Here is a 13,572-nt window from a genome sequence, read left to right on the forward strand (position 1 = left end):
ATGACCGAACTTTACGCAATCGTCCTCTTCCTCGTCGTTCTATTCTTTTTGCTGGGCACCGGCGTCTGGGTGGGCCTTGCCCTTATGGGGGTTGCCTGGGTCGGGATGGAGCTGTTTACAACCCGCCCCGTAGGCGACGCGATGGTCACAACGATCTGGGCCAGCTCCAGCTCTTGGACATTGACAGCGCTGCCCCTGTTCATCTGGATGGGCGAGATATTATTTCGCACCCGCCTGTCCGAGGATATGTTCAAAGGTCTGTCGCCGTGGCTGGCCAAGCTGCCCGGCGGGCTGGTGCATACAAATATCGTCGGCTGCACAGTCTTTGCCGCCGTGTCGGGATCATCCGCCGCGACACTGACCACCGTCGGTAAGATGTCGATCCCCGAACTGCGGGCGCGCAACTATCCCGAAAAGATGATCATCGGTACGTTGGCCGGTGCCGCCACCCTTGGCCTGATGATCCCACCATCGCTGGCGCTGATCGTCTATGGCGTGACGGTCAACGAGAGCATCACCAAACTGTTCTTTGCCGGTGTGCTGCCGGGCTTGTTTCTGGCAGTGATGTTCATGGCTTATGTGGCGTTTATCTCGCTCACCTCCAAAGACTGGAACCCCACGGTTGAACGCGACATGAGCTTTGCCGACAAGCTGCGCAATTCGCGTTTCTTGCTGCCGGTGTTTGCGCTGATTTCGGTTGTGATCGGGTCGATGTATCTGGGGTTCGCCACCGCGACCGAAGCCGCCGCTATTGGTGTGATTGGCGCGTTGGTGCTGGCGCTTTTGCAAGGGTCGCTGAATTGGGACAGCTTTCAACAAAGCCTGATGGGCGCGATGCGCACCTCGGCAATGATTGCGCTGATCCTCGCGGGGGCGGCGTTCCTAAAGCTGTCGATGGGCTTTACCGGTTTGCCCCGCGCATTGGCCGATGGCATCGCAGGGATGGAGCTTTCGCGCTTTGAACTGCTGATGGCGCTGCTGGTGTTCTACATCGTGCTGGGCATGTTCCTTGATGGAATTTCATCTGTAGTGCTGACCATGGCCGTGGTCGAACCCATGGTGCGTGACGCAGGGATCGATCTGATCTGGTTCGGCATCTTTGTCGTCGTGGTGGTCGAGATGGCGCAAATCACCCCGCCGATCGGGTTTAACCTGTTTGTGCTGCAAGGCATGACGGATCACGAAATGGGATACATCACCAAGGCCGCGTTGCCGATGTTTGCGATCATGGTGGTCATGGTGTTTGTGTTGATCTTCTTTCCGGACATTGCCACATGGTTGCCAGACAACATCAGACAAGGGCCATCATGAGCGCGTTCCCTAAAATACAAACGGTCGGCCTTACCGGTATCCTAATCAGCTTTGCCGATACCATGTCAGAACCCGCCAATCGCGCGGCATTGTCCTTTCGTGCAGCCGTTGATGCTGCGGATTGGCCTGAGGTGTCCGAGACAAGTACATCGCTGGTGTCGACCTTTCTGCAGGTCGATCTGGTCACGCAACCGCTGGACGATATGTTGACGCGGCTGAATGATCTGCTGGCGACGCAAGACTGGTACACAGCGCCTTTGCCCTCTGGCCGCACGCTGTGGCACATCCCGACCGTCTATGGCACCGATCTGGCCCCCCAGCTTGAGGAAGCCGCCGAACTGGCTGGCCTTGATCCCGACGCCGCGATTGCGGAGCTGTCGCAGGCCCGTGTGCGCGTGCTGACCATCGGTTTCGCCCCCGGTCAGCCCTATATGGGCGAGCTGCCAAAGAACTGGGATATCCCGCGCCAACAGGCATTGACGAAATCGGTGCCCGCCGGTGCCTTGATCGTCGCAATCCGGCAGTTGATCATTTTCACCAACGCGTCGCCCACCGGATGGCGGCATATCGGGCAGACAGCGTTCAAGACATTCCGCCCGCGCAGCGACAGTCCCTTTTCGCTCTCTCCGGGGGATGAGCTTTGCTTTCCATCCATCTCGCGCAGTGAATACGACAATATTCTCGCGACTGATGACAGCGGCGCTGGCGGCGCAGAGACCGAGGTGCTGTCATGACCACGACGATGACAATTGCGCAGGCCGGTCCTGCCCTCACGATCCAAGACCGTGGTCGCGCCGGATGGTTGGCCCAAGGGCTGACCAAAGGCGGGGCTGCCGATCTGGTTGCCGTCTACGAAGGGGCTGCATTGTTGGGCCAATCGCCCGATCTGGCGGTGATCGAGATGACAGGCACCGGCGGCACGTTTACCGCTGACGTTGACATTCGCATTGCCCTAACCGGGGCCAGCATGACCGCGAATATCGACGGCGAGGCTATCGTTTGGAACGCCAGTCATCTGCTGCCTGCTGGGGCCAAGCTGACCATCGGCGGGGCGACATCCGGCACCTATGGCTATTTGCACGTCGGCGGCGGCATCGCGACAGAGCCCGCCTTGGGTGCGCGTGCCAGCCATCTGAGCGCCGGTCTGGGCGCTGCATTGAAAGCAGGTGATCGTTTTCCGATTGGCGCTGACAAAGGGCGCGGGACGGGCATGCTGCTGCCACGTGATATGCGTTTCGATGGCGGCGTTGTCCGTGTGGTCGCCAGCATGCAAACCGACCGCTTTACGGCAGCGGAACGCGACCGCTTTACCAGCACGCAGTTCGCCCGCGACCCCCGCGCCAACCGCATGGGCGTGCGTATGGATCACGACGGCGAAGGGTTCTATGCCGAGGGCGGGCTTACCATCCTGTCAGAAGTTATCGTACCGGGTGATATCCAGATCACCGGCGATGGCGCGCCTTTTGTGTTGATGGGGGAATCGCAAACCACTGGCGGTTACCCCCGCATCGGTACTGTGATCCCGCGTGACTTGCCGCGCGTGGCACAGGCCCCGGCTGGCACAAAAATCACCTTTGAATTTGTCACGCTTGATCAGGCCATCGCGCTTGAGACCCAGCACCGCCGCGACATCAAGGCGCTGCCGGGCCAGATAACCGCCCTCGTCCGTGATCCCGCTACAATCAAAAACCTGCTGTCTTACCAATTGGTGGGGGGCGTGACCTCGGCCACCGATAACCCGTTTGAAAAGGATACCTGACATGATCACCGTCGATCTGAACGCCGATATGGGCGAAAGCTTTGGCCCCTGGAAAATGGGCGATGACGCGGCTTTGCTGAAAATCATCAGCTCGGCCAATATCGCCTGTGGCGGCCATGCGGGCGACGCCGATGTGATGGCGGCGACGATGAAAATGGCGCATGAAAACGGCGTGGGCATTGGCGCGCATCCGGGGTTCATGGACATTGCAGGCTTTGGCCGCAACCGCATGTCAGTGCCGCGCAGCACATTGCAAAATCAGGTCCGCTATCAGGTGGCCGCAAGCGTCGGCATGGCGCGCAGCATCGGGGCGCAGGTGCGCCACCTGAAACTGCACGGTGCGCTGGCCAATATGGCGTCCGAGGACGAGATCCTTGCGCGTGATCTATACGAGGCTGCGCTAAGCGTGGCCCCCGATTTGATCGTCATGGTGCTGTCGGCAACGGCACAACAAGACGCGGCGCAATCGCTGGGCTGCAAATGGGCCGGAGAGATATTCGCCGACCGCGCCTATAACGACAATGCGACGCTGGTGGATCGGTCCCAGCCCGGTGCCGTGATCCATGATGCAGCCCTTGCCGGCCAGCGGATGGTCAAAATGGTTCAGGCGGGTGCGATCATCACCGAAAGCGGCAAGGAAATCCCCGCCGCCATCGACACGATTTGCTTGCATGGTGATACGCCAGAGGCGGTTGATATCGCGCGCTCTGTCAAAACCGCATTGCAAGAGGCTGGCATCGCATTGAAGTGTTTCGAGGGGCGCACGGGGGCGTAACGCAGGCCGCTCGCCAAACTAGTCTAATCCAGAAGGGTGGTGGCAAAGTCGCCGCGCAGGGCGGATTCCAACAGCTCAAGATCGGACGAGCAGTTGGTGTATTGCGCGACCATCCCCGGCGGGATGACAAAGGCGTCGCCGGGCTGCAGGTCGCGCGGGTCTTGGCCTTCGGCGGTCAGGGTCATCGACCCTTCCATCACAAAGGTGAAATGGATGTCGGCGTCATGTTTGCTGGGCGGCGGGGTTTGCCCGTCAGTGCGCACCACTTGGATACCGGCCACGCCTTTGGTGCCGTCGCTGATCCCTGTGTCACGCGCGGTAAAGCCGGGGATGCGGAAGGGCTGCCAGACGGCACCGTCTTTCAGGTGATGCACAAAACGCTGGCCGTCCCATTCGCGCATCGGGTCGCCTTTGCCGTTGGGCAGGGTCATCTCGTGATCGATGGTGGTCACGTGCTCAGCAGGCACGCCAATCTCGATCACCTCGATATTGGCTGATGCTTCGACGACGCGGTGGCGGATGCCGGGCGGCTGTGTGACACAATCGCCCGCGTGCAGGCGGATCAGATCGCCTTGGTCCTCGTACAAGACATCGACCCAACCGCGGTAGCAAAAGATCAGCTGAAACCCGACCGTGTGGTAATGCACCATATCCGGCACCGGGCCGCCATCGGGAATGCGGATGTGGCTGGCGATGATCGATCCGCCAAGCCGCGATGGGATCAAATCACGGTAGTGCATGCCCGCACGGCCAATCACCCAAGGGGCCTCGTCGCGCAGGCGGCGCACGGCGAATTCGTGCTGCGTTTGGGGCTGGTCAACTGTGGGCGAAAGCGGTGCGATTTCGATTTGCGTGCCGTTGGGGGCCACCAGCGCGCGGGTACCATCCGCGAAACCGTCAGGATCATCGGTCAGGATGCGGATTTTGCCGGGCGGTACATCCGCCCCTTTTTCGATACGGATGCGCAAACCGTGGCCTGAAAAGCTGGCCACCGACGGATCATCGGCGGGAAAGATGCTATCCAATCGCAGGCCAAGCGTTTTAGTATAAAACGGCAGATCATTCCGCAGCTCTTGAGTGGGCAGCAATACTTCGGCTTGGATGGGTGTGGTCATGTGGGTCTTCCGGCTGGGATCAGCGCGACACTGGCACTAATCGCTGGCATCCTCAACGGTTTGCTGAATTTCGGGATTGGCAAGGCTGATGCGGGGCAGACCGCCCATTTCGGGGCGGCGGCTTAGGGCGCGCAGTACGGGCTTGTTCAACGACACGGTGCCACTGGTTTCGCGCACCACGATGTAAATACCGCTGCTGATAATCACCCCTGCGCCGACAAAGGTCATCAGGTCTGTTGTTTCATTAAAGAACAGCCAGCCAAACAGCGCGGCCCAGATGATCTGGCTGTATTGCATCGGGGCGACCAGCGCCGCATCGGCAAGGGTATAGGCGCGGATCATCAGCGTCATCGCAAGGACCGCCAGCACGGATACAGCCAGAACCAAGCCGAGGTCAGCCAAAGGCATTGGCACATAGACAAGCGGCAGCAGGCACAGCATCACCACGAAATTCGCCAATAGCGGATAGAGCAGCAGCACCTCGCGACGTTCACCGCCGCCGATCTTGCGCATGACGACGGCTGTCAGGGCGGTGCAAAAGGCCGATACGAATCCGGCAAGGTGACCAAGCCCCAGCTCGGCAGTGCCGGGGCGCAACACAATCAACACGCCAAGCATGCCAACGACGACAGCGATCCAACGATGTGCGCGCACGACCTCGCCCAGAATAGGGACAGACAGGATTGTGATCAGGATCGGGGCGGCGAACAGAATGGCATAGGTTTCGGCCAAGGGCAGGACCGAGAACGCATAAAAGGCGCTGAACCCGCCGACAACGACAGCGACGGTGCGTACCAAGATCAAGAAAGGTTCCCGTGGCCGCAAGTTTGCGGCGGTCTTGTCGCTGATCAGCATCAGGGTGACGACAGGAAAGCTGAGCAAAACCACAAAGAAAACGATCTGCACGGGGGAGTATTTTTCGCCCAACTGTTTGATCGCGGCGTCATGGGTGGCGTAGACGGCGAACGCAGCCAGCCCCAGTACCATCCCGCGCAGGGTGGTGTTGCGGGTCACAGAGGGGCCGGGAGTGTTTTTTGTATCGTTCATGCCGTCTGCCCCTTTGTCGTGTGTGCAGCCCCCCGACTTGATCCCAAGCCGAGGGTTGCGCAAAGCTTAGAGGCTGGCGTCTAGCGCCTCAAGGATGGCGTCACCCATCTGCGTTGTCGAAATCGGCGTGCCCCCTTCGGGACCCATGAGATCGGCCGTGCGTGCGCCATCGGCCAGCACCTTTTCGATTGCGTTTTCCAGACGCGTGGCCTCGTCGCCTTGGTCAAAGGAATAGCGCAGCGCCATTGCAAAGCTTAGGATACAGGCGATCGGGTTCGCCTTGCCTTGGCCCGCGATATCGGGCGCAGAACCGTGTACGGGTTCGTACATTGCTTTGGGGCGGCCATTGGCGTTCGGTGCGCCCAAAGACGCGGAGGGCAGCATACCGAGCGATCCGGTCAGCATCGCGGCACAGTCAGACAGGATGTCGCCGAACAGGTTGTCGGTCACGATCACGTCAAACTGCTTGGGCGCGCGAACCAGCTGCATCGCGCCGTTATCAGCGTACATATGCGACAGCTCGACGTCGGGGTAATCTTCGTCGTGGACTTTTTGCACAACTTCGCGCCACAGGATGCCGGATTCCATCACGTTGGCTTTTTCCATCGAACAAACCTTGTTGCCACGGCGGCGGGCCAGCTCGAACGCTGACCGCGCAACGCGGTCAATCTCGGATTCCGTATAACGCTGAGTGTTGATGCCAACGCGTTCGTTGCCTTCTTCGAATATCCCGCGCGGTTCGCCGAAATAAACGCCGGACGTCAGTTCGCGCACGATCATGATATCCAGACCGGCAACCAGTTCCTTCTTGAGCGACGAGAAATCCGCCAAAGCGTCAAAACATTGCGCAGGGCGCAGGTTGGAGAACAGATCCATTTCCTTGCGCAAACGCAGCAACCCGCGTTCGGGCTTTACGCTGAAATCCAGATCATCGTATTTGGGGCCACCAACGGCCCCCAGCAGGACGGCGTCGGCCTCTAGCGCTTTGGCCATCGTGTCGTCATGCAGGGGTGTGCCGTGCTTGTCATAGGCGGCACCGCCGACCAGATCATGTTCAACGTCAAAGGCCAGATCACGTTTATCGCCGTACCAATCAATGATGCGGACAACCTGGTCCATGACCTCGGGGCCGATGCCGTCACCGGCGAGGATAAGCAATGTTGGGTTGGCCATGGGGAAACTCCTGCAAAATATGTTGCAAGCGGCGTAGCGCGAGCAGCTAGGGGCGTCAAGAACGGCTAGCGGTCAAGATCGACCCAGATCAGGCTGTGGCGGCTGGCAGCGGGGTTTCTGACAACACCCGAGGCAATGACGTGCCAGTCACTTGAGGGCAGCAGATAATCCACGCGCATCTCGCCCAGCCCTTCAAATTGAGCGGTTGGCTGACCTTCCAGCCGGTCTTGAAGCAGGGGGTGATCCAGCAATCGATGGATCGCCGGTTTCAACCCTTCGCCCTTGTCTGGGTCGTTGTTCATATCGCCAAGCAGTACGAATTTCTCGGACGGTGGCACGGTAAAAGCGCCGCCCATGTAATGATCCCAGAACAGGATCTCGTCTTGGTTGCGCAAACCGTTGCGATCCTCGGGGCCGTCAAAGACCGGCGGCGTCGCGTGCGAGGTCATCAGCGTGACCGTGCCATGTGTGGGTGTTTCGACGGGAACGACCCAATGTCCGTGCGATGACAAACGCTGTTCTTGCTGCGCGGCAACAGATGGAAACGGCCCCGCGTCTGTCGTGGGTAGGGTCGCGCCGGGCAGGTCGCGCCACAGCAGGGTGGAATAATCCTGCACCTGGTCTGTCACGATAGGATAGCGCGACAATATCGCCATCGCGCCATCGCCGAAGAATCTGCCGTAGCCCTGCGCATCACGCGGCCCGCCGGTTTTACCGTCGCCATCCATGTCTAACGTTGTCTGCAAGCCTGCGTTCGGCGGCAGCGCGAATTGGGTGGGGTAAGCGGCCCGGCCATCTGCCAACAGATCAGCAAAGGCAGACAGGGCCGCGCCACCCAAATCGTAATCGAACCCTTGGAGGACCAAAATATCGGGGGACACCTGCGCAATGGTCTGTACCACCGCATCAATCTGCGGATCAGAACCCCTTAGAATGTCGCGCAGCAAAAGGCCGGGACCATCGCGTGACAGTTCAGTGTTATAGGTGGCGATGCGGAGAGGGTCAGCCCACAAAGGGGCCGGTAGGACCAGCAGGCAGACGGCTATGCTGGCTGCATATTCTTTTTGTTGTCGTCTGTTTCCGCCTTCTTTTCGGCGGCATAGGCGCGGCGACGTTTTTCCCCGATCATGTCGGCAATCTTGCTCAGCGCAAGGCCGCGCATAATCATACTGGCGGGAAGAAATGCCCATGCGGCGACGGTCCAAATCTGGGTTTGCGGGTGCTCCAATGTGATCGGGTCTATCAGATCAGAGGCCGCCTTGACCACTGCGGGGATCACGAAGGGCAGCAAAAAGCCCAGCACGATGTTGATCCGAGCGTCACGGCGAAGGCGGTTGATCACGTCACCGCCTGCTGTCGGGTCGAACAAAGGCATGTTGACCCAGACGTTAAACGCCCCTTTGCGGGTGGGCCAATTCAACACGCGCACCAAGAAAACAAAGGCCGCCATCGAGATAAGCGAGATAAGGTAGGCCATACCAGCCGACACCCGGACGGATTCAACCAGCGCGAAATCCGAGTTTTCCGGCAGCATCAGAACAATCATCCGCACCGGAGAAAACGGGAAATCCATGGCGTTGCCAAGGATTGTGCCGATTGACGTCAACGCTTGCGAAATGCCGGAAGGGTCTGATTTATGTTTCAGGATCAATGTCAGCACGATCACGGTCGCAAACAGCGACGCAAACCGCAGCCGGTTGAAAGGCGGGGCGTCGCGGAATTCAACGATGCTGGGATATTTCGAGTTATATTCGACAAAAGTCAGAAAAGACGCCAGCAACGCGATCAGCATGGTGATTTGGTTGGCGTCAGTAACGGTACCTGGCAGCTTCAAGGCTGGTGTGGTGACTAACAATGCCACAAGGATGCCACGCGCTCCCGCGCCTGCTATGCGTGCAATCACAAAACTACCCTTCCAAGACTGGCCAGCCACGATTCAATGCCGCGTGCTTGTTCCAACTTGTTGCCCTCTGACGACGAAGGCCTGCCTCATTCTTGCCCAATTCATGCCTTCTTTTGCCAAAGTTCTCAAGTCCGATGTTAAATAAGACGTAATGTATCGGGCATTTTGAAGGAGCAGGTGGTGCGATAATGCACCAATGGTGGGTCAAAAATAAGGCAAGCACTATATGTAGTGGGCCGGATTTGGCGGCCCACTATAGAGGTGAAATTTAGTTCGCTTGTTTTTTGAAAAAATTTAGACCCAAGGACGTGCTTGGGACGCGTTAGCTTCAAAACTGTCGATCGAAGCCGCCTTTTCCATGGTCAGACCGATGTCATCCAGCCCGTTCATTAGGCAATGCTTCTTGAAGGGGTCGACATCGAAGGTGAAAACCTCGCCATCAGAGCTGGTAATCGTTTGTGCTTCAAGGTCGATTTCGATGCGGGCGTTCGCCCCTTTTTCGGCATCTTTCATCAAGACATCGACCTGCTCTTGCGGCAATGCGATGGGAAGAATGCCGTTCTTAAAGCAGTTGCTATAGAAAATATCGGCATAGCTGGGGGCAATCACGCATGTGATACCGAAGTCAGCAATCGCCCATGGCGCGTGTTCGCGCGACGATCCGCAGCCAAAGTTATCGCCCGCAACAAGGATCTGCGCATCGCGGTACTGCGGCTTGTTCAGAACGAATTCGGGAATTTCGTTGCGGTCGTCATCATAGCGCATTTCGTCAAACAGGTTCACGCCAAGGCCGGACCGTTTGATTGTTTTCAAAAACTGCTTTGGAATGATCATATCGGTGTCGATGTTGATCAAGGGCAGGGGGGCGGCGATGCCGCTGAGGGTGGTAAACTTGTTCATGATTGAACTCCAGTTTGGGAACCGCTGGGCTGTGTTTCTGCGGTTTGTTCAATGGGTGCGTCACAAGCGCCGTCAATGATCTGACGAAGCGCTTTGCGCACATAAGGTTTGGACGTGATACGATTTGAGGACACAGTAACCGCACCCGAAGCGCTTCGGGTTAGAATGCCAGAGGCTGACATTTCCCCCATCATCGCATGTGCTTGCGCCGGGTTGACCCGAAGCTTGGCAATCAGGTCAGCGGCGTTCAATCCAATGCGCGTACGGGCGTGGAATACCGCCAGCCCGTACTGATAGCGGTTATAGCCGTTCGCCATTGCCGCTGCCGGTGCGGATGCACCGAGGGCTGGCAACAGTGGCGTCAGGCTGACCGCGCCGATCATGGATAGAAAGCTGCGTCTTTGCATGCTGTGTCCTTACTGTCTGGCAAGGGCTGAAACCCTTGCCAAAACCTTACATCATCTCGCGTACATCGGTCAGATGGCCGGTAATCGCCGCAGCCGCCGCCATTGCGGGTGACACCAGGTGGGTGCGTCCGCCCCGGCCCTGACGACCCTCAAAGTTGCGGTTCGACGTGGCAGCACAGCGTTCGCCCGGTGCCAACTGGTCAGGGTTCATCGCCAGACACATGGAACACCCTGCCAGACGCCATTCAAAACCTGCGTCCTTAAAGATATCGGCTAGGCCTTCTTCCTCGGCCTGCGCACGAACAAGGCCGGAGCCCGGGACGATCATGGCGCGCATGCCTTCCTTGATCTTTTTGCCTTTCAGGATTGCGGCAGCTGCGCGCAAATCCTCGATCCGGCCATTGGTGCAGGACCCGATAAAGACCGTGTCGATCTTGATGTCGGTCAACGGCATGCCTTCGGTCAGGCCCATATATTCGATGGACCGCTTGGCCGCATCGACCTTACCGCCTTTGAAATCCGCAGCGGCGGGAACTTTGGCCGTGATTGGCAGCACGTCTTCGGGCGAAGTGCCCCACGTGACCGCAGGCGCGATGTCTTCGGCTTTGATCGTGATGACCTTGTCCCAATGCGCGTCGTCATCGGAATAAAGCGTTTTCCACCATGCAAGGGCAGTTTCCCATTGTGCGCCTTTGGGGGCGTGCGGGCGGCCCATGCAATATTCGAACGTCTTTTCATCCGGCGCGATCAGGCCAGCGCGCGCGCCGCCCTCGATTGCCATGTTGCAGACGGTCATGCGCCCTTCCATCGAAAGCTCGCGGATCGCTTCGCCGCAATATTCGATGACATAGCCGGTGCCGCCAGCGGTGCCGGTTTCTCCGATGACGGTCATGGTGATGTCTTTGGCGGTCACACCCAATGGCAGTTTGCCGGTGATCTCGACCTTCATGTTTTTGGATTTCTTCTGGATCAGCGTTTGCGTGGCCAGAACATGTTCAACCTCGGACGTGCCGATACCGTGGGCCAATGACCCGAATGCACCATGGGTCGCCGTGTGGCTGTCACCGCATACAACGGTCATGCCGGGCAGGGTCCAGCCTTGCTCGGGGCCGACGATGTGCACGATGCCCTGACGCACGTCGGACACGGGGTAATAATGCAAGCCGAATTCCTTGGCGTTGGTATCAAGTGCTGCCACCTGAACGCGGCTGTCTTCGGTCATTGTGGCGGCGTTGGCACGGTCCAGCGTGGTGGGCACGTTGTGATCGGGCACCGCAATGGTTTGATCCGGGCGGCGCACGGTGCGGCCGGTCATGCGCAAGCCTTCAAAGGCCTGCGGGCTGGTTACTTCGTGAACCAAATGGCGGTCGATATAAAGCAAGCAGGTGCCATCGTCGGCTTCGTGCGCAACATGGGCATCCCAGATTTTATCATAGAGCGTTTTGGGGGACATGTGGTCCTCTCCCGTAAATAAGTGTGATTGGTGGTCGTCAGACGGAATGCGCCAAGGCGCAAGCAGGCTTTATAGTCGTGCCAGCACGGTGTGGGTCGCCCCAAAAAAGCGTTCGCGCAGGCGTGCACGGTCGCAGATGTTGAACAAGTTGTCTGAAACATGTGTCATAAAGCGCTAATTAGACCCTTTCAGCCCTACAGGCAAGGCGGCTGACGGCCCATCGGGGGCAGTATTACGGGCCGTTGGTGCTGCGGATCATAGGTGGTGCGGATCACCGCTTGCCCAATCGTGCCGATTGTCCCACCATCGCAGGATGAATTATTCACCTTGCGCACGAGGTTTTTGTCGATGACCCCTGATCCCTTTGCCACGTTCATGGAAAGCATTCAGGCGCTGATTGCCGGCGGCGTCGGTCTGGGCGAAAGCCTGCTGTATCCCGGATGGCGGCAGTATCAGATCCTGATCCTGATTGCCGTGGCGCTGGTCGCATGGGCGCTGCATCACCTGTCGGGCAACTGGATTCAGGCGTGGGTGCGCCGCCATGACGGGTGGTCAAAATGGCAGCTGCGCATGGTCGTGCAGATCAAGCGGCGGTTGGGCCTAATCTGGTTCGCCGCGATATCGAGCGGGATCTATCTGGTGATGCAGAACATCACTTGGCCGTCGCGATCCTATCTGATCGGTATTTTCGCGACGTTGGTGTCGGTCTGGGTCTGCATCGCCTTTGCCACCCGGCTGGTGCGCAACCGTCCGATGCGCCGCTTGGTCACGTGGGGCCTGTGGATTTATGCGACGCTGTATTTCCTGAATGTCGTCGATAGCGTTTCAGCGTTTTTGGATTCGCTGGCACTGCATGTCGGGGATTTCAGGCTGTCCGTTCTCACGGTGATTACGGCGCTTGTGGTGATTGGCCTGCTTTTCGCGGTCGCGCGGATTTTTAGCCAAACCACCGCCGCGACCATTCGCAAAAACGAAGACATCAGCCCGTCGATGCAGGTGCTGGCGGTCAAGGGCATCCAGCTGACGTTCTATGGCATCGCGTTCTTTATGGGGGTCAAGGCGGTTGGCATCGATCTGACCGGGCTTGCGGTATTGTCGGGTGCCATTGGTGTCGGCCTTGGTTTTGGTCTGCAAAAGGTGGTGTCGAACCTCGTGTCGGGCATCATCATCCTGATTGATAAATCGATCAAACCGGGGGATGTGATCAGCCTTGGGGAAACCTTTGGCTGGATTCAAACTTTGGGTGCGCGCTATGCATCCGTCGTCACGCGCGACGGCAAGGAATACCTGATCCCAAACGAAGACCTGATTACCGGACAGGTGGTGAACTGGTCGCATTCCAACGATTTTGTGCGCCTCGATATCTATTTTGGCACGGCTTACGGTGACGATCCGCATGTGGTGCGGAAACTGGCGATCGAGGCCGCCCAAGGCGTGGAGCGTGTGTTGTCGTTCAAAGCGCCCGTTTGTCATATCGTCGGCTTTGGCGATAGCAGCGTCGATTACATTCTGCGGTTCTGGATCAAAGACCCGACCGGCGGACTGACGAATATTCGCGGCAATGTGTATCTGGCGCTTTGGGATACGTTCAAGGAACATGACATCTCTATCCCGTTCCCGCAGCGCGAGGTCAAAATGCTCGACACCAACCCACCCGCCTTAGTTGAGGATTAGCTTGTTGTTGGACGCATATCTTCTATCATCTTCACATTGCGCGATAGCAGATTGG

At 58.4% G+C, this 13,572-nt stretch carries 13 protein-coding genes; 5 read left to right on the plus strand and 8 right to left on the minus strand.

Features of this window, described 5'->3' with window-relative positions; genetic code table 11:
• Genes AADJ11_RS03160 through AADJ11_RS03175 form a run of 4 tightly spaced genes read left to right on the plus strand, consistent with a single transcriptional unit; the run spans position 1 to position 3,845 of the window.
• Positions 1-1,311: a TRAP transporter large permease subunit gene (locus tag AADJ11_RS03160; protein ID WP_341233101.1), complete on the plus strand. Its 1,311-nt coding sequence runs from the start codon at positions 1-3 to the stop codon at positions 1,309-1,311.
• Positions 1,308-2,045: an allophanate hydrolase subunit 1 gene (locus tag AADJ11_RS03165; protein WP_341233102.1), complete on the plus strand. Its 738-nt coding sequence runs from the start codon at positions 1,308-1,310 to the stop codon at positions 2,043-2,045. The genes AADJ11_RS03160 and AADJ11_RS03165 overlap by 4 nt, the downstream gene beginning before the upstream one ends.
• A complete protein-coding gene (locus AADJ11_RS03170) occupies positions 2,042-3,070 on the plus strand; it encodes a biotin-dependent carboxyltransferase family protein (RefSeq protein ID WP_341233103.1) in 1,029 nt (342 codons plus the stop codon). Before AADJ11_RS03165 ends, AADJ11_RS03170 begins: the two co-directional genes overlap by 4 nt.
• Before the next feature lies 1 nt (position 3,071).
• The gene (locus tag AADJ11_RS03175; protein WP_341233104.1) at positions 3,072-3,845 is read left to right on the plus strand and encodes a 5-oxoprolinase subunit PxpA; all 774 of its coding nucleotides are present in this window, start codon (positions 3,072-3,074) and stop codon (positions 3,843-3,845) included.
• A 23-nt stretch (positions 3,846-3,868) separates the two neighbouring features.
• On the opposite strand, the gene AADJ11_RS03180 is transcribed toward AADJ11_RS03175, so the two are convergent.
• The 8 genes from AADJ11_RS03180 to leuC form a co-directional block, all read right to left on the minus strand.
• Entirely contained in the window at positions 3,869-4,960 is a 1,092-nt protein-coding gene (locus AADJ11_RS03180; RefSeq protein ID WP_341233105.1) for a cupin domain-containing protein, read from the minus strand.
• Positions 4,961-4,996: 36 nt separating this feature from the next.
• Complete coding sequence (locus AADJ11_RS03185; RefSeq protein WP_341233106.1) at positions 4,997-6,007, minus strand: DMT family transporter; 1,011 nt, start codon at positions 6,005-6,007, stop codon at positions 4,997-4,999.
• 66 nt (positions 6,008-6,073) lie between these two features.
• Positions 6,074-7,180 carry a 3-isopropylmalate dehydrogenase gene (gene leuB / locus AADJ11_RS03190; protein WP_341233107.1) on the minus strand — a complete coding sequence of 369 codons (1,107 nt, stop codon included), beginning with the start codon at positions 7,178-7,180 and terminating at the stop codon, positions 6,074-6,076.
• 65 nt (positions 7,181-7,245) lie between these two features.
• Entirely contained in the window at positions 7,246-8,193 is a 948-nt protein-coding gene (locus tag AADJ11_RS03195) for an endonuclease/exonuclease/phosphatase family protein (protein WP_341233108.1), read from the minus strand.
• A gap of 29 nt (positions 8,194-8,222) precedes the next feature.
• Positions 8,223-9,083: a hypothetical protein gene (locus tag AADJ11_RS03200; RefSeq protein WP_341233109.1), complete on the minus strand. Its 861-nt coding sequence runs from the start codon at positions 9,081-9,083 to the stop codon at positions 8,223-8,225.
• A 294-nt stretch (positions 9,084-9,377) separates the two neighbouring features.
• On the minus strand, positions 9,378-9,983 hold the full coding sequence (leuD, locus tag AADJ11_RS03205) for a 3-isopropylmalate dehydratase small subunit (RefSeq protein ID WP_341233110.1): 606 nt from the start codon (positions 9,981-9,983) through the stop codon (positions 9,378-9,380).
• Positions 9,980-10,390: a hypothetical protein gene (locus AADJ11_RS03210; protein WP_341233111.1), complete on the minus strand. Its 411-nt coding sequence runs from the start codon at positions 10,388-10,390 to the stop codon at positions 9,980-9,982. The genes leuD and AADJ11_RS03210 overlap by 4 nt, the downstream gene beginning before the upstream one ends.
• Positions 10,391-10,436: 46 nt before the next feature.
• A complete protein-coding gene (gene leuC / locus AADJ11_RS03215) occupies positions 10,437-11,843 on the minus strand; it encodes a 3-isopropylmalate dehydratase large subunit (RefSeq protein WP_341233112.1) in 1,407 nt (468 codons plus the stop codon).
• A gap of 375 nt (positions 11,844-12,218) precedes the next feature.
• On the opposite strand from leuC, the gene AADJ11_RS03220 reads away from it, so the two are divergent.
• Positions 12,219-13,517, plus strand: a complete 1,299-nt coding sequence (locus AADJ11_RS03220) for a mechanosensitive ion channel domain-containing protein (RefSeq protein WP_341233656.1) — start codon at positions 12,219-12,221, stop codon at positions 13,515-13,517.
• Positions 13,518-13,572: the final 55 nt, after the last annotated feature.

It is taken from the genome of uncultured Sulfitobacter sp., assembly GCF_964021855.1.
In the GTDB taxonomy this organism is placed as follows: domain Bacteria; phylum Pseudomonadota; class Alphaproteobacteria; order Rhodobacterales; family Rhodobacteraceae; genus Sulfitobacter.

What these genes read in the sequence shown, in the direction of transcription:
- AADJ11_RS03185 (WP_341233106.1), bottom strand. Translation starts at nt 6,007, where the DNA reads ATGAACGATACAAAAAACACTCCCGGCCCCTCTGTGACCCGCAACACC.
- AADJ11_RS03165 (WP_341233102.1), top strand. Translation starts at nt 1,308, where the DNA reads ATGAGCGCGTTCCCTAAAATACAAACGGTCGGCCTTACCGGTATCCTA.
- AADJ11_RS03170 (WP_341233103.1), top strand. Translation starts at nt 2,042, where the DNA reads ATGACCACGACGATGACAATTGCGCAGGCCGGTCCTGCCCTCACGATC.
- AADJ11_RS03180 (WP_341233105.1), bottom strand. Translation starts at nt 4,960, where the DNA reads ATGACCACACCCATCCAAGCCGAAGTATTGCTGCCCACTCAAGAGCTG.
- leuC (WP_341233112.1), bottom strand. Translation starts at nt 11,843, where the DNA reads ATGTCCCCCAAAACGCTCTATGATAAAATCTGGGATGCCCATGTTGCG.
- AADJ11_RS03210 (WP_341233111.1), bottom strand. Translation starts at nt 10,390, where the DNA reads ATGCAAAGACGCAGCTTTCTATCCATGATCGGCGCGGTCAGCCTGACG.
- leuD (WP_341233110.1), bottom strand. Translation starts at nt 9,983, where the DNA reads ATGAACAAGTTTACCACCCTCAGCGGCATCGCCGCCCCCCTGCCCTTG.
- AADJ11_RS03220 (WP_341233656.1), top strand. Translation starts at nt 12,219, where the DNA reads ATGGAAAGCATTCAGGCGCTGATTGCCGGCGGCGTCGGTCTGGGCGAA.
- AADJ11_RS03175 (WP_341233104.1), top strand. Translation starts at nt 3,072, where the DNA reads ATGATCACCGTCGATCTGAACGCCGATATGGGCGAAAGCTTTGGCCCC.
- AADJ11_RS03160 (WP_341233101.1), top strand. Translation starts at nt 1, where the DNA reads ATGACCGAACTTTACGCAATCGTCCTCTTCCTCGTCGTTCTATTCTTT.
- leuB (WP_341233107.1), bottom strand. Translation starts at nt 7,180, where the DNA reads ATGGCCAACCCAACATTGCTTATCCTCGCCGGTGACGGCATCGGCCCC.